This is a genomic window from Pontibacter sp. H249 (genome assembly GCF_037892465.1).
Lineage (GTDB): Bacteria > Bacteroidota > Bacteroidia > Cytophagales > Hymenobacteraceae > Pontibacter.
The window spans coordinates 431137-457785 of record NZ_JBBKTR010000002.1 but is presented as its reverse complement, the minus strand read 5'-3'; the positions used below and the strand labels follow the sequence as shown (position 1 = coordinate 457785).

Below are 26649 nucleotides of genomic sequence, written 5' to 3'. Positions count from 1 at the left end.
AGATTTTTGTAATTTTGCAGTATGAATTTGATTGCAGACATAAACATCATTAACAAAAAAGACATCCGTAAGCTGAGCCTCGACGATCTGAAGGCATGGCTGGTGGAGCAAGGCGAGAAAGCATTTCGTGCCAAGCAGGTATACGAGTGGCTCTGGAAGCACTCTGCCCAGTCTTTTTCGGAGATGAACAACGTAAGCCTTGCCCTACGCGAAAAGCTGGAGCAGCACTTCGCCATTAATGCGGTAGAGGTTGCCACAGAGCAACTAAGCAAGGATGGCACGATTAAATCTGCTTTCAGGCTACACGACAGCAACATTGTAGAGGGTGTGCTTATACCACACGAGGAGCGTAAAACTGCTTGCGTAAGTAGCCAAGTGGGTTGTTCGCTTACCTGTAAGTTCTGCGCTACCGGCTACATGGACCGCGTTCGTAACCTTGATGCCGCTGAGATTTACGACCAGGTGGTGCGAATTAATGAGCAAAGTATGCGCCAGTACGGGCAGCCGCTAACTAATATCGTGTATATGGGTATGGGTGAGCCAATGCTAAACTATGCCAACGTAATGAAAAGTATTGAGCGCATTACAGCACACGATGGCTTGGGTATGGCGGCACGACGCATTACAGTAAGTACAGCCGGCATTGCTAAGATGATCAAGAAGATGGCAGATGATGGCGTTAAGGCTAACTTGGCCCTGTCGCTACACGCTGCCAACGACGAAAAACGCAACCAGATCATGCCGATCAACGAGACTAACTCGCTTGAGGCCCTGACAGACGCACTAAAGCACTATCACCAGGTAACAGACCGCAAGGTAACCTACGAGTATATTGTATTCCAGAACTTTAACGATACGCTGCAGGATGCGGAAGAGCTGCTACAGTTCTCTAAAGTTATACCTTGCAAAATCAACCTGATCGAGTATAACCCGATCGAGAACGCTGATTACAAGAACACCGACGAAGACCGCTGGCAAGATTTTATTTACTACCTGGCAGATCGTGGTGTGCAGGTAAATGTGCGCCGCAGCCGTGGTAAGGATATCGATGCAGCCTGTGGTCAGTTGGCCGTGAAAGAGAAAACAGCGTAGAGTTAGCTTACAAATAAACAAAGGACCATTTGACAAAAGAGAAGAGCACAGTCTAAAAATCTTTTGTCAAATGGTCCTTTGTCATAAAGCTGTACTACATAAAAGACTACTCTTTAAATCTCCCCTCAGCAGGTGGCCTTCCGCTCTGTTTGTCTTCTTTATCCTCGGTTAATTCATGTTCCTCTACAAATACCGCATGTTCTTTAGGTCTGATGCGCTGGCCATACTTATGGGCATATTGCTGCGTAAATTCTGCTCCAAAAAACACGATTAAAGACGAATAGTAAATCCAGACAAGTATAAGTATAATAGAGCCTGCAGCGCCATAAGCAGAACCAGGGTCGGAGGTGCCTATATACCAGCTAATCAGAAATTTGCCAATCGTAAAAAGTATTGCCGTAATCAGCGCGCCGATCAGTGTGTCCTTCCAGCGGATATGCCCATCGGGCATAAACTTCAGGATGAGCGTAAACAACAGCGTGATCAAACCAATAGAAATAATGAAATCAAGCAGTTTGATCAGCCACACGCCAATATCAGGCATCAAATCTGAAAGGTAGCCGCTCAGCACAGATATGGCCGCACTTATTACAAAGGATATGAGCATGAGCAGCGAAATACTAAGAATCAACCCAAACGAAAAGAGGCGTTCTTTGGCCATGCGCATAATACCGCTGGTTGGTTTTACTTTCAGGTTCCAGATACTGTTCAGAGATTGCTGCAGTGTAACAAAAAAGGTAGTAGAAGCAAAAATAAGTGTACCGATACCTACCCAAAGTGCCCAACCTGAAGACTCGTTTTGGCTGGCGTTCTGTACCATCGTCTGAATCGAGGAGGCTGCCTCCGGGCTGATTGCGGAAGATGCCTGCTCTTCCAGTTTACCAGACACGGCCTCTTCGCCGAAGAAAAACCCTGCAGCTTTTATGATAATGAGCAGCAGCGGAGGAATGGAGAAGATAGCATTAAACGCCAGAGCTGCCGCTAGCCTGAGTGCATTAGCTTCCAGAAAGCCATCCACAGACTTTTTTAACAGTTGGAAAATTCCTTTCAGAGTATAATCAGCCATATGTTGTTCTGTATCGTTTAGGTTGATTTTGATACGGCTTGCTATACCTTATGGTTAAAATGATGCCTTATAATACAATAAAGATGTAGCTTTATTGTCAGGAATTAACGTATTATTGCTTGCTCACTTTTGAAAGTTATTCTTGTTCAATGTCACACCAAAAATCATGTACAATTGCACTGTTGCTGTGCCTGCTGGTATTGCCAGTTGCTGCAGTGCTGGCCCAAGCTTCTGATGCCAAGGCCAAAAGTATAGCCAATAAGGTAATGCAGAGTATGGGGGGCGAAAAGTCTTGGAACGATACCCGCTACCTTGCCTGGACTTTTAACGACCAGTACCAAGTATGGGACAAGCATCATAACCGTTTCAGGTGGGAGAAAGATAGCCTGGTAGCCATTATAGATACTCAAACCAAAGATGGTAAAGTATATGTGGCAGGGCAGGAGCTGCAAAACCCAGAGGAGAAGCAAAAGCTGCTTGAGCGTGCTTATGCCCTTTGGATAAACAACTCTTACTGGCTGGTGATGCCCTTTAAGTTGCAGGACCCCGGTGTTGCGCTAACACATGTAGGAGAAGAAACCACTATGGACGGAGCACAGGCTGATGTACTGGAAATGACATTTGAAAATGTGGGACTAACGCCACAGAACAAATACAAACTTTGGGTAGATAAAAATACAGGGTTGATTACCCAATGGGCCTTTTACCGCAACTACAACGATGCAGCGCCTGCTTTTACCCGCCGTTGGAGCGACTACCAAACCTATGGAAGTATAAAACTGGCAAGTAACCGGAGCAATTCGCAAAGCGATTTCAATTTAACCCATATTGCCGCACCTAAAGCTGTACCTGAAAAAGTGTTTAACAGCCCTACACCGATAGAGAAGCTTTGATCTTTGACAAAGGATTAAAGGATTATGCGACAAAAGACAAATGACTCTCTCATGTATGAATAAGTCTTTTGTCTTTTGTCAAATAGTTTTTTGTCCAGAAGTTACAGCTTATCTACTGTAGCCGTAAGCGTACCTTTTGCATTTACTACGGCCTTAATACCATCCTGCGTCAGGTAAATGTTATCTGGAGTAATATGCTTTATACTTCCGCGCAGTAATAGCGACTCGTGTACACGCCCCTGCTTATCTAAAGTGTTCTGCAGCATCTTTTTGGCATCGTCTAATTGGCTCTGTACTGGTATGTTTACCTGCGCCTGAATTATGTCGATGAACTTGTTCTTGGCAAGCCAGCTGGCGGTGTTTAGCAGCTTATCTTTTGTATCCAAATCGTAATCTACTTCACGCACTTTAATGGAGGCAGTTTGGGCATCATAGTAAGGAGTGCCGCGCAAGTATACTTTGCCAACGATCTTCTTAGTAAACAAGCCTGCCTTTGTTTTGCCGTTTACATCCAGCATCATAACCAGTTGCTCACCGCCGGGCATAATAGCTGCATCGTTCACAGTTAGTTCGCTTTTTCCACCGTCAAATTTATAGGTTTGCTTTGCCACTTGCGCCTGTAGCATTTTGCTGGCATGGGCATACGGTATGGTGGTGGTAAGTCCTATTTGTATATCATCAGTTAGGCGGCTATCTACTACTAGTTTGGGCAATGTTTTGTTTACCTGCGTCTGTGGCTTACCATCGGTCGTTACTGATATATAAGATGTAATACCCAGACGTGTATGCAGCATTCCGTTTTGTGCGTTAAGGGGCGCTATACGTACTTCTTTGGGTATAACAGTCAGCCAGGCGTTCATGCCGTCGTCCAGTTTAACGGGCTCCTGCACCATTTGCCATGCCTGTGCCACATACTTCTTCATATCCAGGTGGTTTTGCAGTTCTTTGTCCAGTTGCTTAGATAAGGTGGCCATCTGGCTGCGGAGAGCAGGCTCTACAAAGCGTGCCAACCCAATTTTAAGTGGTCCCAACTCCAGCACAGGCTTTGTGTTGCCCCACTCAAAATCGCCGCTGGTAATGGTGTTTATCTTGTAGTCATCCGTCAGGCCAATCTTGCTTTCTGTTTTGATGACCATGTCGAAGGTGGTGTCTTCGGTTTTATCGATGGCAGGGCAGAGTTTGCACGGGTCCCATTTCCAGCGGCCTTTGGCATAAATGCGGAGCGGTACGCTAAAGTACACCTTGTCTTTATCAGCCTTAATATTCATGCGTCCGTTCTTAGAAACGGTTACAGCTACATTGTCATCATCCAGGTTAGTATCCTTGTACAGAATGCCTTTTACCTCGCTGTTCAGTTTTTCTTCCATGGCTGCAATAGAGATGGAAATTGGAACTGAAATAGATGATAACTGAGGTCTGTAAACAGGAGCAGCAGCGGTTGTTGCCGCTGGTGCCGAAGCATTTAGCTTATCAGTGCTAGAGCACCCTGTTAGTGTAAAGCTCATACTTGCAAGCAGCATGAATGAGCTAATAAAAGCGTTTGTAGATTTCTTCACGTATTTTGCCTGATTTTAAAAAAGCGGCGCAAGTTACTATAGTGTTTTGATATGTACTATAGTGTATGCCATCATCGCTGCAAAATTTTGTGAATTAGCTATTTAAGCTTTTGCAGCAGCTGCTTTATTTCTTCTTCAGACGACAACAAACCGCACTCCTGAAGAGTGCCGTTTAAATAAATAGCGAAAAACGGCGTGCCTTTTAACTTGACTTCCTTACTAGATACCGGGTTTTGGCTGGCGTGCATGCGCACGAATGTTATATCGCTAAATCTTGAATCGACAGACAGTTTATTGAAGGAGGGAGCAAGGCGTTCGCACACAGGACAGGTTTCATCTACAAACTTTACTATTACTTTATCTTTCTCAAAAATCAACTGCCTTAAATGGTTGTCGTTCGACTCTATGATATTCATAAAAATTATACTTTACTGCTTTATATGTTTGTTATGTGGCTAAGGTTAAAAGTTAAAATATCCTGTTAACTCTAATTGCATACGATTAAAACCTACTAGTAGTAGCAAAGTTTATACCTTTGAAGTTGTATTTTTTCTTCAGGCTAAATAAAAAAGGCGATGCTGCAGCATCGCCTTTTGTTGTATATTTAAACTTTCAGGGGTTACTTATTTTCCACTGCTTGCTCTTCCTTCATCTTCTTCAGGTTCAGGAGCATGTCTTCGGTCATGGCATCCAGATCGAAGGCAGGTTTCCAGCCCCAGTCCTGCTGGGCAGTGCTATCATCTATACTTTGCGGCCATGAATCAGCAATCTGCTGGCGTGCATCTGGCTTGTACGTTATTTCAAACTCCGGTATGTGCTTTTGGATAGAGGCAGTTATATCTTTAGGCGAAAAGCTCATAGCGCTCAGGTTGTAAGAGCTGCGCACTTTTACCTGCTTAGCCGGGGCATGCATCAGGTCCAAAGTAGCTTTTAGTGCATCTGGCATGTACATCATTGGCAGGTACGTATCTTCGCTTAGAAAGCACTCAAATTTGGCATCTTCTAAAGCTTTGTGGTAAATATCTACAGCATAATCTGTAGTACCGCCGCCAGGCAAAGCTTTATAACCGATCAGGCCAGGGTAACGCAGGCTGCGCACATCCAAACCATACTTCTCGAAGTAATATTCGCACCAACGCTCACCGGCCTGCTTGCTGATACCGTAAACCGTGTTAGGATCCATGATAGTATGCTGTGGCGTGTTTTGGCGAGGTGTATTAGGGCCGAACACCGCAATTGAGCTTGGCCAGTATACTTTTTCAACTTTCTGCTCTAAGGCAAGGTCCAGCACATTAAACAGGCCGTCCATGTTTAGCTGCCAGGCAAATTTCGGGTTTTTCTCGCCGGTTGCCGATAGTACAGCCGCTAGGTGGTAGATCTGCTTAAATTTATACTTTGAGGCTAACTCACCCATTGCCTTCACGTTCAGCACGTCGATCTTTTCAAACGGACCTGAGTCACGCAAGTCGGCTTGTTTTGGTGCCGCAATATCTGCCGCCACTACATTTGCTCCCCCATACATATTACGTAGCTCCAGCGTAAGCTCAGAGCCAAGTTGCCCGCAGGCACCTATCACCAATACTGTGTCAGTTGTGTTTGCCATAGATTAATATAAATTCGTTACACAAAGTAACCGAATTCAAGGCAATACTAAAAGTATATGCAGTAGTAATGGCGGCAAGTTGGTTTGTAATGTGGTTATAAATACCATAGGCGCATAAAGGAAGAGGCACCGGCATAACCAGCACCTCTTTTGTACTCACTAATCTAACTAATCTATTTACTAACCTTAACGCAAAGGTATGGCAGCTTTTCTGAGGCTGAAACAGGTATAAACAGATTTAACCAATAGATAACTAAAGGATAAAGTATAAATAATGTGCCACTGTTTCGGGAGCGGGATTTTATTATATTTGTTAAGCCTGCAGTGGCATTTTAAGCGTAAAAGACAGTTTTTAAACATGAACCCCGTAACTTTGCGGTAATGGTAGCAAGCCAGGCGCAGAAATGACTTTCGAAGAATACCTGATAAAGAAACGAATAAACAAGTCGGCTTTTGAGGCTGGTGAACCTGTTCGCTATGCGGCCTGGCAGGAGATGTATGCCCAAATGCACCAAAACAGCTTTTTAGTGGCTGTAAAGATGCAGATAAACAATATACGACTACGCTACCACCTCGCCGAAGAAGATGTGCCGAAAGCGGCGCCTGCTACTGTAACTCAGAGGCCAGCTGCCAGAAGAGCAGTTGCACCAGCCGCAGGCGCAGCTCCTGTACAAGAAACACCTGCAAAACCTGCTGTTTCACAGGAAACATCTGCATCAGAGGAGGCCGCCGCTAAACCAAGGCCAGTTGTGCGCAGGCCAGTAATATCGCCTAAAAAAGAGGAGGGAGTAGTAGAGCAATCAGGCACTGAGCAGGAATCCGCTCCAGCTAAACCAAGGCCCGTTATCAAGCGGCCTGTTATAAGTAAACCAACTGCTGCTGAGCAGACCAAACCAACAGTAGACGGAGAAAGTATAGCTAAGCCAACTGCCGGTGACGAGGCCAAACCAGTAGCCAGGCCACGCCCAGTAATTAAGCGACCAGCAGCATTACAGAAACCCGAAAAACCAGCAGAGGGAGAGGAGGCTGCCTCTAAGCCCACAGCTGAAGAAGGAACATCCACACCTGCTACACCGCGCCCTAGGCCTGTAATAAAAAGGCCAGTTGCCCTACAAAAACCTGCAGAAGAGCAGCCACCGGTAAGCGATGCGAACCAAATGGCGGCAGATGCTACTGAAGAAGCGCCTAAACCTGCACCGCGTCCAAGGCCGGTTATTAAGCCGCCAGTGGTATTACAGAAGCCAACTACGGGAGAGGAGACAAAACCAGAAGAAGCGGCTACACCAACTGGCGCAGCGCCTGCAGAGCAAACCGAGCAAAAACCGGCAACACCACGGCCACGGCCTATAATTAAACGGCCTGCTCCGCCAGCCGAGACTCCAGATAAGCCAAATGCTACTCCTGCACCACAAGTGCCAACATCAGAAGCTGCAACGCCAAACGAAGAGCAAAAGCCCAAGCCACCGAGGCCAAGGCCCATCATCCGCAGACCACCGCCAAAGGCAGATGAGGGCGGAGAGGCTACAGGAGCTTAAGAGTGTATTTATACTTGCATTAAATCGAACAACGATAAACGGATAACAAGAAACGATACTATGTACGAGACTTTAAAACCAGATTTAGAACAGCAGCTTGCCGAGATTAAAGAGGCTGGGTTGTATAAACAGGAGCGTATTATTACCACACCACAAGGCGCTGATATAGATACCACGCAGATGCACCACGTGCTTAATTTCTGCGCAAACAACTACCTTGGCTTGTCTGCTCACCCAAAGGTAATTGAGGCAGCCAAAGAAGCCATTGATACGCATGGTTATGGTATGAGCTCAGTGCGTTTTATCTGTGGCACACAGGATATCCACAAGGAGTTGGAGCGCAAGATTTCAGAGTTCCTAGGCACAGAAGACACCATACTTTATGCAGCTGCTTTTGATGCAAACGGTGGTGTTTTCGAGCCGCTTTTCGATGCAGACTCAGCCATCATTTCTGATGCGTTAAATCATGCTTCTATCATAGATGGAGTTCGTCTTTGCAAAGCACAACGTTTCCGCTATAACCATAACGACATGGCGGACCTAGAGGCAAAGCTGCAGGAGGCTGTAAACGCTAATACCAAGCACCGCATCATTGTAACCGACGGATCTTTCTCGATGGACGGTACTATTGCGCAGCTGGATAAAATTGTAGAGTTAGCCGAAAAGTATAAAGCCCTGATCATGGTGGACGAGTGCCACAGCTCTGGCTTCTTGGGCAAAACTGGCAGAGGAACACATGAGTACCGCAACGTGATGGGCAAGATTGATATCATTACAGGTACATTAGGAAAAGCATTAGGCGGCGCAATGGGTGGCTTCACTTCTGGCCACAAAGAAATTATAGATATGCTGCGCCAGCGTTCGCGCCCTTACCTGTTCTCTAATTCACTGGCTCCGTCTATAGTGGGCGCCTCTATTGCTGTATTGGATCTGCTTAGCTCCACCACTGAACTGCGCGACAAACTGGAGTGGAACACGAAGTATTTCCGTGAGCAGATAACGTTAGCCGGTTTCGATATCAAACCAGGCGACCACCCCATTGTGCCGGTAATGCTATACGATGCGCCGCTTGCACAAGAGTTTGCTGCCCGCATGTTGGATAAAGGCATATACGTAATCGGTTTCTACTATCCGGTAGTCCCAAAAGGCCAGGCGCGTATCCGTGTGCAGATTTCTGCTGTGCACGATAGAGTACACCTGGATAAATGCATTGAAGCCTTTACTGAAGTTGGTAGAGAGTTAGGTGTGATTAAGTAAATTAACTATACGTTATTAACAAAAGAGCCACTTCCGGTATGGGAGTGGCTCTTTTGTTATTGATATAAGATATATTTTAATTATTAACCATTATCCAAGTACAAGTCAGGTAGCAAAGTTAAATTACAGCGTATCATTGCAAAAGCCATTTATACTGTTGTTATTGTTATAGTGAATTTTGGGCTTTTTTAGATGCGGCAGGATAAGTAATAATAAAAGGATATCGCTGAAATTATGTCGATTTTATACTTTGTGTTTGCACCATTGTTATTTATAACGCTTTATAAGCGCATAAGTAGTCTTTTAGGTGCTGTTAAGAGAAAAAACAGGGATAAAATAAAAATTGAATTGTTATTTCTGAGCATTGTCTTGATTGTGAGTGCTTTTGTAATTTTTAATATTGAAAATATAGATAAATTTACACTGTATAGTTGTACAACCTTGATCTTCTAATAGAATTTTTAGGACATATTGAATTAGCATAAAGGCCACTTCCAGTATGGGAGTGGCCTTTATGCTATACTTTTATACTTAGGACCATTCTAAACCACAGCAGCCTCCAAACCAAACTGCTGGCGCATGGCTTTCATACGGTTGCGCGGCATAGAAAACTCTGTTTTGGCTAAATCCTGCATACGCACAATGTATTTGTCCTTCTCCCAAGGAGAGTAGTTAAACATAAAGTGTGCGTTGATGATAACAGATCGGTTGATGCGGATAAAATTTTCGTTGCCTGCCAGCATACTTTCCAGTTCGGCTATAGTATGATGTGTTTCCAGTAGCTCTTCGCCATCAGATAGGTAATACTTCTTATCCCGGGTCTCAAACCAGTATACATTTTCGATAGGTATGATAACCTCACCGGAGTGCTTAACAGCTTGCACGTATTTTAGGGGAGCAGTGGCAGGTTGTTCTGACACTACAATATCCGAAGCTTTACTTTGAAGTTGCTCTTGCACAGGTGCTGGTGCGGCAGCAATATTTATATCAGGTTGTTTCTTTTTGTAGCGCCACAGCATGTAGGTAGAGCAGATGAACAGGGTAGTGCCAAACAACAGCCACCAAAACTTTTTCTTGTCAGCAGATGCCAAGCTGTTGATAAAAGATGGCTCCGCTTTTTTAAGTTGTAAAGAGTCCGCTGCAGCTCCCTTAGCCAAGGCAACTCCCTCTAATTCTTTCAGCCTAAGCAGCGAGTCGGTAAAGGCCACATATCGTTCCTTGTACTCCAACGACTCCTTTTCCTTACCTGCCAGCTTATACTGGTCAGCTACCCGCTCAAAATACTCCCTGTAAAGCCAATCATACTTATTATCTGCAATAGCCCTTTCCGTTGATTTAAGTAAATCCACTGCTTTCAGGTATTCTTTCTGCTTACTATGATATTCTGCTAGATACCAGGTAGCCCCAATTTCTTTATACTTGTCGCCTGCTTCTTTCGCCCTGGCTATAGACATATCCAGGTACCTCTTTGCCTCCGGAAAATTTTCAAGCACAGTATAGGTGCGGCCAACCTGCCAATAAGCATCAATCAGTTTATCGTCGCCAGGTTTGTTGAGTCCGCTCTTATGTATAATCTGCTGTATCTCTACTGTAGATTTAAAGTACTCCAGTGCCTGCTCATACTCTTTCAGGTCGAAGTACATGGAGCCCAGGTTATTATAGCAAATGCTTTTGGCTGGCAGGTCGCCTATTTCTTCTGCAATAGCTAAAGCCTGTTTCAGGTAGTTAATGGCTTCAGGAACCTCATCTAAGTTGCCGTGCACATTAGCTAATCCGTTTAAGGCCCTGCGCAACAAAGGCTTTTCGTTCTGCAATAGCTTAGTTGCTGCCTTAAACTGCTCCATGGCTTTCACAAACTCACCGTTTACAAAGTATGCTTCACCTAAGTATACCAGTGCCTCACCATAGCCCTTTCGGTCTTCTAGTTCTTTGTAAAGGGCAGCTGATGCAGCCAAATGTACTTTAGCAGAGTCTAGCTGGCGCAGGTTTTTATAACTGGACCCACTCCAGAACAAGCTTTTCGCTTCCGACGGTTTGTCATTTATACTTCGGGATATTCGCAGTGCTTTTCTTGCATGAGAAACAGCTAATTCCGGCTTCTCCTGGTGTGCCCTCTCATAAAGCGAACTTAAAATTATAAGCGAATCTTTTGGCGAGATAACAGGCGACTGGCCGAAAGTATTTACAGGAAAGGAGGCTACTAAAAGCAATAGCAAGGCAGCTATACTTTTCAGGTGCTGCCTTAAGTTTAAGAAAGCTTGTCCGGGTTGCATAAAAAGCTTAAAGAATTGCAGGTTTCGGGGCGCAATTTAGATAAAAACACTTGTACTCAGATGCTTCAATAAATAAAAATCTGCTGATGTTCATCCCTTAACTCCAGCATTTCAGCCCCGGATTTCCTGATTTCAGCTATAAATTGCCTGGTTTAGGAAGATAGAGCAACACATGGTGTACCTTTTACCCTTAATTTTGCAGCATACTTTAACTACCACTTAGGGAAAGTATAGCTAAGTGTAAAAGCTTAGTTCGCGCTAAAAAATCTATAAAAACTATGAAAGAAACTGATGCAGAAAAGCCGCTCCATTAGGGGCGGCTTAATGCTCAGCAGTACCCGGGCCACGTGCCCAACAGCCACAAAACCTAACACTATAAAACTATGATTAAAATGCCAACAACTCTAAAGTTGCCAGCCAGTCTGGCGCGGCCTGCTCCCAAAGTATAAGCCGCTACTTTTACCCGCCGCTACACCAGGTGTAAAGGTTCTAGTGGGCAGCAAGCCTGATCTGGCAAGTCCACCTCTGGGTACTTAATTATCTATATCGTTTTTTGATGCAGAAGTATGGCGTGGCCCTAACGGCGCATGCGTGTACTCTATTTTGCATTGCCTTCCAACTATGAAAATTTTTAAACCCTTATGAGATCAGCTTTACGCACTACAGGTGCCTGCTTAGCTACACTTACAGCTTCAGGTTACAGGAAAAAAAGTGTTTTGCTACTGCTTCTTTTGCTTTTATTTCATTTAAACACAAATGCTCAGACTGCAGGTGCAACGCTTTATCCGGCTTCATCAAACTATACAGCCAGTACCACTGCGGGTACTTACCATCAGTTTTACGGAGAGGCCGGCAAGAGCTACAGGTTTTCGTTCTGTAGTTATTTAGGAGGATCCTCTACTGGTGATCCTACTCTAAAAATAACAGATACCTCAGGTAATGAGCTTGCTGCCAACGATAATGCAGTAGGGCTTGCTTCGGAAGTAAACTGGATATGTAAAACCACCGGTTACTACAGAGTGGTACACGAAAACAAAGACCTAACGACAGGCACTGCCAGGGTATTAGCCTACGATATGGCAAGTCTTTATCCATCAACCAGCAACTATACCGCACGGGGAGCCTCTGGTAGTATGTATCGCTTTTATGCAGAGGCTGGCAAAAACTACAGGTTCTCCCTATGCAGCTATTTGGGAGGATCGTCTTCCGGAGATTCAGAGTTGAAGCTCTATAATGCTTCTGGAGTTGAGATAGCCTCAAACGATGATGCTGTTGGATTAACCGCAGAGGTAAACTGGATATGTACCACAACTGGTTACTACTTTGTTCAGCAGCAAGGAAAGGAAGGTACTACAGGTGCTAATGTTGAGCGAACAATAGCTTATGACATGCCCAACCTTTATCCTTCCGGAAGTAATTATACTGCAAGGGGAGCATCGGGAAGTATTTATAAGTTCTATGCAGAGGCTGGTAAGAACTATAGGTTTTCGCATTGCAGTTACTTAGGAGGGGCTTCTACAGGAGACTCTGAACTTAAACTATACAATTCTACAGGCACGGTTATAGCCTCTAATGATGATGCTGTTGGCCTTAGTGCAGAGCTTAACTGGATTTGCACTGCTTCAGGATATTATTTTGTGCAGCAGCAAGGGAAAAGCGGCACTACTGGGGCTAGTGCAGAAAGAACAATTGCTTATGATATGCCAAGCGTTTATCCGCATACAAGCACTTATACAGCTCGCGGAGGCTCTGGCAGCATGTACCGGTTCTATGGAGAGAATGGCAAAACGTATAAATTCTCGCTATGCGAAACAATGGGAGGAAGCTCTACCGGCGATTCGGAGATGAAGATCTATAACAGCCAGGGAGCAGAAGTAGCTACTAATGATGACGCATGTGGAACAGCCTCGGAGATAACATGGACTTGTACCGCCTCCGGATATTATTTTGTGCAGCAGCAAGGTAAAAGCGGAACAGCAGGAGCTAGTGCAGAACGCCTTATGGCTTATAAAGAAACAACTGCTGTTGGTGAACCTATCGTTTCTGCCACTACAGTTGCCAACATTACAGGAACCTCAGCTGACTGGAGCAGCAGTGCAACAGAAGACGCCGGCGTTGCTATAATCGAAAAGGGGTTTGCCTATAGTACAACCAGCAGCAGCCCTTCGCTAAGTGGAAGCTATGTTGCTTACAGTTCAGGTGGAACAGGCGCTTATACTATTTCGATGATAAGCCTTGTACCTAACAGTACCTACTATATAAGAGCCTATGCCACTACTTCTGCGGGTACAACTTATGGCGAGGTACAAAGCTTTTTAACAGGGGGCACTGCCAGCAAGCCTACTGTAGCAGCAACAACAGTAAGTAATATTATGTCTACATCTGCAAAATGGAGTAGCAATATAACTTCTGACGGCGGCGCAGTTGTAACCGATAAAGGGTTTGTATATAGCAGCACAACCTCTACACCTGATAGAACTAATAGTGTATTCTTCTCCTACGGAACAGGAACAGGTAGTTTATCTTATGCAACAACTTCTTTGGCGGCAAATACTACCTATTATGTGCGTGCCTATGCTGTTAACTCTGCAGGGGTTAACTACGGAGCTGTACAAACATTTACCACTCCTAGCGCTGAAGTAAGAGCAACTGTTTCTCCAACTGCAGTGAGCAGCATTACAGCTGCATCGGCAACATGGAACAGTAATGTGACAGCAGACGGAGGAGCTGCAGTTACTGAAAAAGGATTTGTATATGATACTTACAATAACCCTGACCTGCTTAATAACGCAGACACTAAGATAATAATCGGAACAGGCGGTACAGGTGCTCTCACTTATTACAAAACAGGTTTAACACCCAATACTACTTACTATGTACGGGCCTATGCTATCAACTCGGTTGGTGTTGGCTACGGTGCTGTGCAAAGCTTCACAACAGCACCTGTTGCGGCCACGGTCTCGGCTATCGTAACTAACAGCGTCAGCAATACATCAGCTGATCTTGGAGGTATTGTGGGTTCTGATGGCGGCTCTGCGGTTACAGAAAGAGGCTTTGTATATAACAAAACAGGCTCGCCTACTACCAGTAACTCTAAGGTTTCTGCTTCGGGCACAGGTACAGGTTATTTTTCGGCCTCTCTAACCGGGCTTACTATAAACACCACATACTTTGTGCGTGCCTATGCCATCAACGCTGTGGGTACGTCTTATGGTCCGCAACTTACTTTAACAACAACTTCCGTTGGGCTTCCGGATGTTACGGCTACTACAGTTAGCAACATAACAGCCTCTACAGCAGATTGGACTGCAAGCGCTTCAGCTACAGGAGGAGTTCCTATAATAGAAAGAGGCTTCACTTACAATACAAGTGGAAACCCTACTTTAAGCCTTGATGGTGGTGGAGGAATTGGGTCTGGCAATGGTAGCTTTGTATGGAACAAGAGCCATCTGGCACCTAGTACTACCTATTACGTGCGGGCTTATGCTAAGAGCAGTGCAGGCATAGCGCACGGAGCAGAGCAGTCTTTTACTACACCTGCTGCTGGTTTGGCTACGGTTGCAGCCACAACAGTTAGTGATCTTACTGCCACCTCTGCTACCTGGAGCAGTAATGTTACCTCTGATGGAGGGACAGCGATAACTGCAAGAGGTTTTGTGCACAACACAACTGGCTCACCTACTATCAGCGACCCGCAGACAAACGTTTCAGCTGGTACAGGAGCTTTTTCAGGTACACGTACTGGTCTGGTAGCTGGCAAAAGGTATTATGTGCGTGCTTATGCCACAAATGCTGCAGGTACTACTTATGGCACAGAAATAATCTTTACTACACCAGGCTTGCCAACAGTATCTGCTATAACAATAACAAATGTAGCAGCAAGCACAGCTACTTGGAATGGGGAAGCAACTGCGACAGGTGGCTTGGCTATTACAGAAAAAGGTTTTGTTTTCAGTGACATAGTAACAACTCCGGATGTCAATGGCAGCAGTAGGGTTGTAGAAGGTGCCGGCGATGGAGCATATTCATGGAATAAGGTTGGGCTTACCCCTAACACTACTTACTATATCCGGGTTTATGCCAAAAGCTCAGCAGGCATTGCATATGGAGCAGTAAACACCTTTAAGACAACTTCAAAAGAAACTCCAGCTATAACTTGGGCTGCTCCTGCGGCAATAACATATGGCACAGCCTTAAGCACTACACAGTTAAATGCTACAGCAAAAGATGCAAACGGTAATACAGTAGCCGGTACTTTAGCTTACTATAAGAATGAGGGCAAGACTGAAAGTGCATCTGGAGCTATGCTTGGCGTTGGTACCCATACCCTTTATGCCGTGTTTACGCCAAACAACACTGGCAACTATAACACAGCAGAAAAGCAAGTAACTATAACGGTAAACAAAGCAACTGCCGCTATTGCACTAACTAATCTGAGCCAGTTCTATAACGGTACTGCTAAAAATGCCACAGCCACCACTACGCCAGCAGGTCTTGCTGTAAACCTGGTTTACAAGAAAAACGGAGTAGCTCTGGCAGCCGCGCCAGTAAATGCCGGTGTGTATACCGTTGAGGCTACTATAACTGATGCAAACTACGCAGGCACCCGCACAGAAACTTTTAGAATAGAAAAGTCTATTGCAGCGCTAGATCTGGGTAACCTGTTTAGAATGTATGATGGTACTGAGAAGCAGGTAATACCTACTACAACTCCAGCCGGACTAAACACAATTATAGTTTATAAAAAAGATGATGTGGCTTTAGCTGGCAAACCTGTAAACGCAGGCACATATAATATAGTAGCAACCATAAACGATGATAACTATACTGCCACGGCTACAGGTGTATTAACCATAGAGAAAGCAACACAAACTGTATCATTTGATATGGCCGTTGCTTATGAGTACGGTTATGGCGATGAGTTTGATCCGAAGGCTACGGCTACATCATTGGGTGGCATAACATATACTATAATAGAGGGCGCATCTTTTGCCGAAGTAACAGCTGATAATAAAATCCGCATCATCGGCTTGGGCATATTTAAAGTAGAAGCTAAGCAAGCTGACAATGAAAACTATGAAAATGCCACTGCAATACGTCAATTTAAGTCATCTAAAGCCACACGCTTTGTTAACTTCCCTGATCAGCAGATAACTTACAGCACAGAGGGCTATAAATTAGTGCCTGCTACAGCTACGCCAGCCGGTGCCATAACATATGCAGTAGAGGAACAGGAAACAGAAGCTTATACTGGTAAAGTAAGTATAGCCGGAGACATCGTAACTACTTTAAAAGCTGGTAAGGTAAAGCTGCGTGCACTTGTAGCAGATGATATGTATGGCACAGATGCCTTCGATGAGATGGAGCTTACAATTGACAAGGCTAATGCTGCCATTGCCATCGAGCATCTAGAGCAGGAGTATGATGGAACGGCAAAACAGATTACTGTTACCACTACACCAGCAGACCTGCCGGTTACTGTTACCTACAACGGGTCCGAAACATTGCCTACAGCCGCCGGAACTTATACAGTGGTTGCAACCGTGCAGCACGAAAACTACGCTGGCGAACTTACTGCTACACTAACCATTTCAGGTGTTATGGCAATAGGCGATGCAAAAGAGCACCTAAAACTGGCTTATTACCCGAACCCTACCGAAAGGTTCCTATACCTGGAGCTTCAGGAGGATGCAACAGTGGAGATAGTATCAGTAACAGGCCAGGTACTGGTGCGTGAGCAGGCAAAGGCAGGCGAAACAATACTAGATCTTTCAAGGCTACGCTCAGGCCAGTACATACTTCGTGTGCAAACGAAGCAGCACAGCATTCAGAAACATATTATAAAGCGCTAAACTATAAACGTAAACATGAAAGCCACTCCTCTTAGGGGAGTGGCTTTTTTATTTTTTTGTATATTGTGATCAAACTAGTAAAGCAGCAGCATGAATAATATTAAGATTAAACCAGGGCAATTGATAGTGGGCACGGTGTTGTCGTGGCTGGTGATTTCGTTTCTGGCTTATGCTACGGCGGGTATGCGTGGTGAGGCAAACATTGTTTACACCTTGCTGCAGATCACGTTCTACTTCTCTATATTGCTGTCGGCTGAGGCTTACATCAGTATGCTGCTAAACCCGCAATGGACGCGCGTAAACCTGGGTAACATACTTTTGTTTGTGGCGCCGGCGCTGCTTTACCTCATGTGGTTTGTAAGCGAAATGCTGTTTTAAAAGATAAAGGACCAAATGGACCAACTTTTTGTCAGATATCCCCTCATTGTTATACTTATATTTGCTAATTATTTCGCGGTGGTGCTCAGCATTTTTCACCTCATTCTTAAAACGCGTTATACTTTGACACAGCGCCTTAACTGGATGGTGTTGCTTTGGATACTGCCTATACTTGGACCGGCGGCTTATTGGTACTTCTGGCAAAAGAAGAAAGTATAAACTTTATTAAGCTGCACTCACAGACTTCTCTGTAGCAGCCGGAGCAGAAGAGGCTCGCTGGTCTGTGTCGAACAGGAACTGGTTCAGCTTCACGCGTAGGTCCGATGAGGAAAGGTTGCGGTATACTTCGCCGTTTCGCACCAAAGCAATCTGGCCCGTTTCTTCCGATACCACCAGCACCACGCTATCTGTAATCTCTGTTAAGCCAATAGCCGCACGATGGCGTAATCCCATAGAGGCAGGAATTTCCTGGTTCTCCGAAACCGGAAGTATACAACGGGCAGCTTTGATGCGATTACCGGAGATGATTACGGCTCCGTCGTGCAACGGGCTGTTCTTATTGAAGATAGAAACCAGTAAACGCTTCGAGATAACAGCATCAATCAGGTCGCCGGACTCAGCGTAGTATTTTAGCTCAGAGCTTTTAGTAAATACAATTAAAGCACCTGTGTTCTTGCCTGCCAAAGACTTTGCAGCTTCAATAAACGGTGTAAGGCTCAGTTTCTCAGTCTGATCGCGGCGCCACGGAAATCCTCGGAAAAAGCGATCGTTGTTAAAGGCGGTGGTTTTACCTATAAGCAGCAGGAAACGCCTGATCTCGGGCTGGAAAAGTATAATGGCCGCCAGTACACCCACGCCCATAAACTGCCCAAGTATAATACTAAGCAACTCCATGCCGGCGGCACGCACCACTAAGTATAGCAGGTAAATAGAAAGCAGGCCCAGGAAGATTTTAAGTGCCACGCTACCCGTCAAAAGCTTGTACAGCTGGTACAGCAGCACCGTCACGAGCAGGATGTCAATCACATCGAGCAGCTCAATTTCCAGGAATCCTATGCTAAATAAAAATATCAAAGTAATGTTTTCGTGTAAAGTTGTATTGTTTGTTTCGTCTCTTTTACGTCGTGCACCCGCAAAATGTCGGCGCCCTTCATTAAGGCAATGGTGTTAACCACTATTGTACCCGTTAGTGCATCGGCCTGGTTTATTTCCAACGATTTATACACCATAGATTTGCGCGACATGCCAGCAAGTATGGGCAGCCCTAAGATACGCATTTCATCCATACGGCGCAGCAATTCAAAGTTCTGATCTACAGTTTTTGCAAAGCCGAAGCCTGGGTCAAGTATAACGTCTTTTACGCCAAGCTGCGTAAGCTTTGCCTGCTGCGCCTGTAGCTCATCGATTACCTCTGTAACAAGGTCTTCATACTTAGTCAACGTTGCCATGGTTTGTGGCGTTCCGCGCATGTGCATTAAGATGTACGGCACTTGCAACCGTGCCACCGTCTGAAACATGGTTTCATCTAAAATACCACCAGAAACATCATTCACAATAGCGGCTCCGGCGTTTACAGCAGCCTCGGCTACCTTTGCCCTGAAGGTATCAACAGAAAGTATAGCCTCCGGAAAAGCAGCGTGTATAGCCTCTATGGCAGGTGCTACACGATCCACTTCCTCCTGCTCCGACACCTCAGCAGCGCCTGGCCGGGTAGAATAGCCCCCAACATCCAGTAAATCGGCGCCATCGGTAAGCATTTGGTTTGCACGTGCAACGGCCTCTTCTGTAGAGCTTAATCTGCTGCCCGGGTAAAAAGAATCAGGAGTGATGTTGAGAATGCCCATTACCTGCGGCGTGCTCAGAGAGAGGATTTTTCCGCGGCAGTTAAGTGTACTTTTTTTATTAAAAAGCTTATCTTTCGAGTTCAATGGTGGCATTTCAGTCTATCGTTTTAAAATTAAATCTAAAAAGTTGATTAGCCAAACACTTCAGGAATATAATAGCGTTGTAAACCGCTGCAAAGATACGTTTGTTAAAAAGACCAAAGACTACGGCACTGCCTGGCGTGTGCTGCGCTTACCATCTATCACCGATCAGATTTTTATCAAAGCGCAACGTATCCGCTCCATCCAGGAGAAGGGCAAGCAGCTAGTGGAGGATGACATTAACGGAGAGTTTGTAGGCATCATTAACTATTGCGTAATTGCTTTGATGCAGCTAAACCTGCCTGCTGATGCGCCGCTAAGTCTATCAGCGGAGGAGGTGGACCGGGAGTATGCTCGCCACATTGAGGAAAACATAAAACTGTTGAACGCCAAAAACCACGACTACGGCGAGGCTTGGCGCGACATGCGTGTAAGCTCTATAACAGACATTATCCTGATGAAGCTGTACCGCACCAAGCAGATAGAGGACAACGAAGGCCAGACACTGATCTCGGAAGGCGTAGATGCCAACTACCGCGATATGATCAACTATGCTGTTTTCGCGCTGATTAAGTCGGGATTTGCGGAGCCTGTGAAGTAGGTAAAGTATAAAGTGAGTTTGGAGATTAAGGTTCACTTTGAATCATCAGTTGAATACTGGTGCCAGATTTATACTTTAGAACAATCAGACTCTTTAACTTTCTAACGCTCTAACTTTCTAACTCAAATGAAATACATAAGCAAGTTTTGCTGGCTCTTTGTGGGCGTGCTGTTCATCTTCTCAGGGTTGATCAAAATAAACGACCCGGTTGGCACGGCCATCAAACTGGAGGAGTACTTTGAAGTATTCTCTACCGACATTGCGCCTTTTTTCAAAGCCTTTGAGCCATACTCGCTATTTCTGTCTATCGTGTTAAGTGCGGCAGAAATTGTGCTGGGTGTAGCTTTGCTGGTGCGCTGGAAACTAAAAGGTGTGCTGATTGCTCTTTTGGCCATGATCGTGTTCTTCACCTTCCTGACATTCTACTCGGCATACTTTAACAAGGTAACTGACTGCGGCTGCTTTGGCGATGCGATTAAACTAACGCCTTGGGAGTCGTTTACAAAGGATATCGTGCTGCTGGTAATGATCGTGGTCCTGCTGATGACGCAGCGTTACCTGCAGCCATTTATCAGCCAGAAGACTGGAGCCATTGCTACAGCGCTTACAGCCGTTGTTTCGGTGGGTATTGGCTGGTACGCAGTAGAACACTTGCCTTACATCGATTTCAGAGCTTATAAAGTAGGCAACAATATTCCAGCCCTGATGAAGCCATCGGCGCCGCTGCGCTACAAGTATATCATGGTAAAGAATGGCGAGGAGCAGGAGTTTGAAGTATACCCAACCGACCAGAGTTATACTTTCAAACAAATGGTAGCCATTAACCCGGAGGATGGGCCAAAGATCACCGACTTTAACGTTTGGAACGAGCAAGGCGATTTTACGCAGGAGGTACTAACAGGGAATAAACTGATCATATTCGTGCAAGCAACAGAGAAAGCAGACCGTGATTCCTTTGCCAAGATCAACCAACTGGTACAAGCCGCGGAGCAGCAAGGTATAACGCCAATGGTCGTAACCAGCAGCGGCAGTCAGCAGTTCGAGGAGTTCCGCCACGAGGTAGGCTTGGCCGCACCATACTATTTCGGCGACGGCACCGTGATAAAAACGATCATGCGCTCCAACCCAGGCACCATGCTGCTGCAGGATGGCACTGTAAAAGGCAAGTGGCACTACAACGATACACCAGGTATAGAAGAGGTGCAGGAGTTACTTGCTAATTGATAACTGTCTATTGTTAAAGGTTTATACTTTGTATTCCCATAAGCCAAGGGTGTGGTAGATGCTTACCACTCCTAATTCCTAATTCTTAATTTATCAGAAGTGCTGATCTTTTTACTTGGTATGATGGGGAGTGGCAAAACTACGCTAGGCAGGCAACTGGCGCAGCAATTAAGCTATACTTTCGTGGATCTGGATGAGTATATAGAGCAGCGTGAGCAGAAAAGTATAGCAGCCATTTTTGAGGAGTTGGGGGAGGAGACATTCCGGAAAAAAGAGCGTGCTGCGTTGGAGGCGCTGGTGCAGAAGTTCCCAAGTGCAGTTGTTGCCACAGGCGGCGGTGCCCCATGCTTCTTCGATAACATCAAGTATATGAACCGGCACGGCCTCACTGTTTTCTTAGCCGTTCCTGTTTCAGAAATTTCACACAGACTACTAGCAACCAATCTGAGTCTCAGGCCGCTACTGGCCAATAAATCGGAGGCGGAAATTAATTTATTTTTAGCTAAAACCTTAGCCAACAGAAACCAGTTCTATGAGCAGGCAAAGTATAAGTTGGAGGGCAGTGCCATCACGGTGGCTCAAATAATAGAATTGCTCAACTAATACTACACAGCCTCGTTATACATCTAATACAGTCGCGGTAAGCTGGGGCTGTTTTTTCTGAAAATAAATAATTTTGCAGCATTAATACGTTCAGCAAAATACAACTATGAAACCCAACCACAAAGGACGAGCTCAGCTCTTCGAGAATCCTATTCTCGAGAAGATGACAAGGACACATATTGCCCTTCCTATCTCAATATTTATCATTATTGCCATAGGCTTGTTATACTATGGCTTGGTGCATAGCTTTATAGACCTGGTTCAGGCAATCGGCTTTTTCTTTTTAGGATGGCTGATCTTCACTTTGATAGAGTACCTGGCACACCGCTATGTGTTCCATATGGATACCGATACATCTTTTAAAGCACGTATGCAGTATCTGTTTCACGGCAACCATCACGAATTTCCTAAAGACAAAGAGCGTCTGGCGATGCCGCCTATTGTAAGTATACTTTACGCCACCATGTTCTTCTTTATTTTTGAGCTGGTCTTCGGGAAGTATGTGTTCGGAGTGGTGGCCGGAGTTTTGTTTGGTTACGCTATGTACCTTGGTGTACATTATGTTGTGCACGCCTATGCACCGCCCAAAAACTTCTTAAAACAACTTTGGATCCATCACAGCATCCATCACTATAAAGATCCTGAAGTGGCGTATGGTGTATCGTCTCCGCTTTGGGATTATATTCTAGGTACAATGCCTAAGCGGAATAAGTAATCATTGATTATGGAATTTGAAAAGGGAGCCAGCTAGCTCCTTTTTTTGTGTTTTAGCATTATATAAAATAAGTCATAACAACAGGTTGTTTGTATTTAATTGATTACCAATAATATAAACTATAAATATTCTTTTAATAATTTATATTAAATATTTTAAATATAAACTGAAACATATATGATTATATAGAAGTATACGCTTGTGACTATATACTGTTGTAATAATAATATAACTATTCCCAAGGCTTATTCGGTATACATCTACAAAATCATGCTTTTATATAAACAATTACTAAGGCAGGTACTGCCCTTGTTTCTTATTGCCTTTTTCTCCCTCCAGTTTTTTTCGGCTTCAGCTCAGGTTAGCATAACATACGATGAGAGTAACAGCAGCTTTGCCTCCTACAACGAAACTTTTGAAAGTAACACAACTAATAAATTGCCAACACAAAAGGGTATATACCCTTACTCTGGCGTTGGTATGGCTAGTGCATGGGATAACGGAGGTTTAACAACTCAGTCCACGATTAGAGGGTGGTACTTAGGAGTAGAGAACCAGGATATTAGAAGAATTTATCTTATAGGAAATGATTCTACTGTGGTTGCTTCATCGGCTTACAGTTATGGTGCTAATAGTAGTGCAGAGCGTGCAATTGGTTTTAAAGGGCAAGCAGGACAACAAGGCGTATTTTATGCTGCGTTACGAATGAAGAATAATTCAACCCGAATTATAAAGAATTTCGATGTAAGCTTTGCCATTGAGCAGTGGTATTACGGAGGCGAGGTTTCTGATGTGCATCTGGAGTATGCTATTGGTCCTAATGTTATATCTGCTACAACGACGAGTGTGAGTTGGTATCCGATAGATCTTATACAAACACCCATAAACAGTGGCCTTGAACGAACTGCTAACGGAAACAAAGCAGAAAACAGAGTAGCAAAAACTCTTTCTCTCGAGAATGTAAACATACCTGCAGGGCAGGAGATTGTATTTCGTTGGGCGATAAAGATCACAAGCAGCCATACTAAGTTTAACGGTGTCGCGCTGGATGATGTAACTGTTCGCCCGCATGGTATTGGGCAAGCCAGCGATATTCCTGAGACAAGAGCAATAACATACTATAACATTCCTGGCAAGCCACTAGATGATACGCGCTCTTGGGGCATCAATCCTGATGGCTCAGGCACCAATCCTCGAAACTTCACAGATCCAGAGCAGACGTTCCTGATCAAGAACCTTCCTAGTAAAATTAACGGCATAAAATATAAGTACAGAGAAGATGATTTTACTGTATCGATAAAAGCTAAAGAAGGCTGGGTTGTGTCAGGAGAAAACTCTAAGGTGGTTCTAGGTGATGGTGTTGTGCCCGTAAAAATGGCCATACATAAAAGTAAGTTTTATAGCGGACCACTAGATATTGCTGCAAACGCAACGTTAGTGATTAATACTGATAAATTAGTGTCAGATAAGGTTCCTACTTTTGGTACGCTTAATCCAGCTAGCACAGTAGTCTACTCCGACAGTACTAACTTCGACATAGCTAATACTACTTATGGTAATTTAGTTATTCTTGGCAACGCGTACAGCAAATCTAAAATTAAGCACAACAAATTATCATCGCCTTTAAGTATATCGGGAAAGCTTGAGCTAGATGGCAAAAAGTTAAATCTTGCTGATAAACTTCTAACCATGAAAGAGGGCGGAAGCTTAATAAGCGCTGATACAGCCAGCTATGTTATAGCTGAGGGGGCAGGTGCCCTTTATAGAACAGTGCCGGCTGGAACTACAAACGAAGTAGTTTTTCCGGTAGGTACAAGCAAAGCAGTCTCACCTGTAAAGGTGGCTGGCAGTAATATAGCTATGGCATACAAGGTAAGCCTAAAGCCAAGTATAACGAGCCCACTTAATCATAATGGCACTAGCCAGCGGGTAGCATCAGATCATACATGGGTAATCGAGAAAGAGCAACTTAGCGGCGGTTCTCCAACAGCTACAATTAGTATACAGTGGAAAGATAGTGACCGGCCAAGCGATGAGTATGACGCGGAAAAAATGTATGTAGGGCGCTATAATGCTGAAACAGACCAGTGGGAGCTTAAAAAGGCAGCAGCTTATAAGTTAAATATGACTACAGGCTTACACGAAATCACTTTTACAGACGACTTCAATGCTGCCGTAGATGCCACTACGCCAGGGGCAGCAGCGCAAACTACTAATGCACTTCAGGCTGCTTACACAAGCCAAGCTGTTGCTGCGCAAACATTCAACAGAAACGAAGTTGCTGTTTTTACAAGTGTGCAGCCATTCCCGGTAGAGCTATCAAATTTTACAGCAGCGCACAGCCAAGGTGTAACTAAGCTGTTCTGGAGAACGGCAACAGAAATCAACAACAGTCATTTTGAAGTAGAGTTTGGTTCTAGTTTAACAGACTTTAAAAAAGTAGGAGAGGTAAAGGGACAAGGCAATAGCAGCATTGTTACCAACTATAGTTTCGCGCACAAAAACAGCTTTTCTGGTACAATCTATTACAGGCTAAAGCAAGTAGACCTTAATGGAGAGGTAAGTTATTCGAAAACAGTAGCTGTAGAGGCGCAGCAACATGCGCTGCAGGAGCTTTTGGTGGCTCCCAACCCTACTTCCGGAAGAGTTACAGTGCAGTTACCTTCAGAAGAGGAACATACGCTAACTATAATCAATACATTGGGTAAGGTGATGGCAGAAGTAAATGCCCCAGCGAACAGAGAACAAATGGAATTAGACTTTTCCAGCTACCCTGATGGTACCTATATCGTTAGTGTGCAGGGCAAGAATGGCATGCAGACGTATAAACTCATTAAGTATTAATTGAGCAAGTCAAGTATAAATGCAAAACAAAAAAGGGGCTATCAAGCCCCTTTTTTGTTTATGTTAGCGTCTTAACTTTCTAAACAGCCAGGTAATGACCAGCACAATAATCACGATGATGATTAATGCGGTCCACATACCGGCTTCAAAAATATCTCCCACTAATTCGCAACTGCTAAGTGTAAAGGTTAACAGCACGAGCAGCGTCATTAAATATACTCTTATGTTTTTCATAGTTTTATGTTTTATAGTTTAAAGGCAGTAATCCAGGTGCCGCTACATTAGGGACAGCTTTATATGAAGATATTGCCATATCTATTGTTACTGAAATACTCACTAAAAGGTTGATTTGTGTAAGTTTCCATCGTGTTGGATTCGTAAACTCATATAGCTGTATACCTAAAGTATATGCTCTGTTAATGTGATAAACGAGCTGAGGGCTGCTAGGTAGTTGTTAGCATGCAAGTAAGGCTTAAAATTGCAGTGGGCTTATGAGTTTTGTATATTCAAGTAAAAGCAAGCATGATTAACCCAACAGGAGAAAATAGAACATGGAAGTTATAGCAGAGGACGAATTTTACAGAGTAGAAATGCATGAAACAACTTCTATGTTGTATGTGCACTGGAAGTGCCATCTGGAGGGTGATGCACTTAGAGAGAAATTCCTAACAATACTGAAGCTGATCAAAAATTTTAAGCCTAGGAGGTGGCTGGGCAATGCCAAAGCGACTTACTATACCACAGTACAGGATGCAAGGTGGCTATTCGAAGAATTTATTCCTATTTTGGTAAGTTCAAGTGTTAACAAGTATGCACGCGTAGAAACAGCAAATAGCTTACTGCTGCTAGACTCCCTGCGGTTGCAGGAAAAACTAGAAAGCTTGCCCAACATGGCAACAGGAACATTTGAGTTTAGTTTTTTTACAGACGAGGAGCAGGCATATACTTGGCTATTAGCTTAAGTCCAAAACCTGTAGCTAAAGAACCAAACAGGTCTGAAAACAAAAAAGCCACTCATTGCTGAGTGGCTTTTGCTCCCCCTCCTGGGCTCGAACCAGGGCCCCCCTGATTAACAGTCAGAATAATGCTATTATAGTAATTAAAATCACCTTTATATATGTTGTTTCAAGGTGTTACAAATCATGATAGTTGCCTGATTTTTATTGGAGATTTGCAGAAATATTCGGGGCCAGATCATGTATTATGGGAAAGCCTCAGCCTGTAATTAACTC

20 protein-coding genes are annotated in these 26649 nt (G+C 44.4%); 12 read left to right on the top strand and 8 right to left on the bottom strand.

The annotated features are described in order from the left end of the window. The first annotated feature begins 21 nt into the window (after nt 1–21). On the top strand, nt 22–1092 hold the full coding sequence (gene rlmN / locus WG943_RS04380; protein WP_340406988.1) for a 23S rRNA (adenine(2503)-C(2))-methyltransferase RlmN: 1071 nt from the start codon (nt 22–24) through the stop codon (nt 1090–1092). Nucleotides 1093–1198: 106 nt separating this feature from the next. On the opposite strand, the gene WG943_RS04375 is transcribed toward rlmN, so the two are convergent. Then, on the bottom strand, nt 1199–2158 hold the full coding sequence (locus WG943_RS04375) for a YihY/virulence factor BrkB family protein (RefSeq protein WP_340406986.1): 960 nt from the start codon (nt 2156–2158) through the stop codon (nt 1199–1201). Between the two features lie 149 nt (nt 2159–2307). Here WG943_RS04375 and WG943_RS04370 point away from each other — a divergent pair, with 149 nt between their 5' ends. After that, on the top strand, nt 2308–3051 hold the full coding sequence (locus tag WG943_RS04370; RefSeq protein WP_340406984.1) for a DUF6503 family protein: 744 nt from the start codon (nt 2308–2310) through the stop codon (nt 3049–3051). A 101-nt stretch (nt 3052–3152) separates the two neighbouring features. Here the strand turns inward: WG943_RS04370 and WG943_RS04365 are convergent, their stop codons facing one another. The 3 genes from WG943_RS04365 to WG943_RS04355 form a co-directional block, all read right to left on the bottom strand. Next, the gene (locus tag WG943_RS04365; protein WP_340406982.1) at nt 3153–4607 is read right to left on the bottom strand and encodes a DUF4403 family protein; all 1455 of its coding nucleotides are present in this window, start codon (nt 4605–4607) and stop codon (nt 3153–3155) included. Between the two features lie 98 nt (nt 4608–4705). Further along, entirely contained in the window at nt 4706–5023 is a 318-nt protein-coding gene (locus tag WG943_RS04360; protein WP_340406980.1) for a thioredoxin family protein, read from the bottom strand. Between the two features lie 203 nt (nt 5024–5226). Then, on the bottom strand, nt 5227–6210 hold the full coding sequence (locus WG943_RS04355) for an NAD-dependent epimerase/dehydratase family protein (RefSeq protein ID WP_340406978.1): 984 nt from the start codon (nt 6208–6210) through the stop codon (nt 5227–5229). A 404-nt stretch (nt 6211–6614) separates the two neighbouring features. Here WG943_RS04355 and WG943_RS04350 point away from each other — a divergent pair, with 404 nt between their 5' ends. Both WG943_RS04350 and kbl read left to right on the top strand, forming a co-directional pair. Continuing rightward, complete coding sequence (locus tag WG943_RS04350; RefSeq protein WP_340406976.1) at nt 6615–7745, top strand: hypothetical protein; 1131 nt, start codon at nt 6615–6617, stop codon at nt 7743–7745. 60 nt (nt 7746–7805) lie between these two features. Beyond that, nucleotides 7806–9002, top strand: coding sequence for a glycine C-acetyltransferase (gene kbl, locus WG943_RS04345; protein WP_340406974.1), 1197 nt, complete (start codon nt 7806–7808; stop codon nt 9000–9002). 542 nt (nt 9003–9544) lie between these two features. On the opposite strand, the gene WG943_RS04340 is transcribed toward kbl, so the two are convergent. After that, the gene (locus tag WG943_RS04340) at nt 9545–11275 is read right to left on the bottom strand and encodes a LytTR family transcriptional regulator (RefSeq protein ID WP_340406972.1); all 1731 of its coding nucleotides are present in this window, start codon (nt 11273–11275) and stop codon (nt 9545–9547) included. 641 nt (nt 11276–11916) lie between these two features. Here WG943_RS04340 and WG943_RS04335 point away from each other — a divergent pair. Together WG943_RS04335 and WG943_RS04330 are read left to right on the top strand one after the other, a co-directional pair. Then, entirely contained in the window at nt 11917–17127 is a 5211-nt protein-coding gene (locus WG943_RS04335) for an MBG domain-containing protein (RefSeq protein ID WP_340406970.1), read from the top strand. A gap of 90 nt (nt 17128–17217) precedes the next feature. Then, entirely contained in the window at nt 17218–17505 is a 288-nt protein-coding gene (locus WG943_RS04330) for a hypothetical protein (protein WP_340406968.1), read from the top strand. Nucleotides 17506–17730: 225 nt separating this feature from the next. On the opposite strand, the gene cdaA is transcribed toward WG943_RS04330, so the two are convergent. Both cdaA and folP read right to left on the bottom strand, forming a co-directional pair. Further along, nucleotides 17731–18579, bottom strand: coding sequence for a diadenylate cyclase CdaA (gene cdaA / locus WG943_RS04325; protein ID WP_340406965.1), 849 nt, complete (start codon nt 18577–18579; stop codon nt 17731–17733). Then, nucleotides 18576–19442: a dihydropteroate synthase gene (gene folP / locus WG943_RS04320; protein WP_340406963.1), complete on the bottom strand. Its 867-nt coding sequence runs from the start codon at nt 19440–19442 to the stop codon at nt 18576–18578. Before folP ends, cdaA begins: the two co-directional genes overlap by 4 nt. Nucleotides 19443–19476: 34 nt before the next feature. Between folP and WG943_RS04315 the strand changes: the two genes are divergently transcribed. From WG943_RS04315 to WG943_RS04295, 5 genes are all read left to right on the top strand, one after another. Continuing rightward, nucleotides 19477–20031, top strand: coding sequence for a DUF1599 domain-containing protein (locus WG943_RS04315; protein ID WP_340406961.1), 555 nt, complete (start codon nt 19477–19479; stop codon nt 20029–20031). 126 nt (nt 20032–20157) lie between these two features. After that, nucleotides 20158–21255 carry a BT_3928 family protein gene (locus WG943_RS04310; protein ID WP_340406959.1) on the top strand — a complete coding sequence of 366 codons (1098 nt, stop codon included), beginning with the start codon at nt 20158–20160 and terminating at the stop codon, nt 21253–21255. A 99-nt stretch (nt 21256–21354) separates the two neighbouring features. Next, nucleotides 21355–21858 carry a shikimate kinase gene (locus tag WG943_RS04305; RefSeq protein ID WP_340406957.1) on the top strand — a complete coding sequence of 168 codons (504 nt, stop codon included), beginning with the start codon at nt 21355–21357 and terminating at the stop codon, nt 21856–21858. 106 nt (nt 21859–21964) lie between these two features. Then, nucleotides 21965–22573, top strand: a complete 609-nt coding sequence (locus tag WG943_RS04300) for a sterol desaturase family protein (protein ID WP_340406955.1) — start codon at nt 21965–21967, stop codon at nt 22571–22573. 270 nt (nt 22574–22843) lie between these two features. Further along, a complete protein-coding gene (locus WG943_RS04295) occupies nt 22844–25417 on the top strand; it encodes a T9SS type A sorting domain-containing protein (RefSeq protein WP_340406953.1) in 2574 nt (857 codons plus the stop codon). Between the two features lie 63 nt (nt 25418–25480). Here WG943_RS04295 and WG943_RS04290 read toward each other — a convergent pair whose 3' ends face one another. Then, a complete protein-coding gene (locus WG943_RS04290; RefSeq protein WP_340406951.1) occupies nt 25481–25651 on the bottom strand; it encodes a hypothetical protein in 171 nt (56 codons plus the stop codon). A 317-nt stretch (nt 25652–25968) separates the two neighbouring features. Here WG943_RS04290 and WG943_RS04285 point away from each other — a divergent pair, with 317 nt between their 5' ends. Further along, nucleotides 25969–26379, top strand: coding sequence for a hypothetical protein (locus WG943_RS04285; RefSeq protein ID WP_340406949.1), 411 nt, complete (start codon nt 25969–25971; stop codon nt 26377–26379). Nucleotides 26380–26649 lie beyond the last annotated feature (270 nt).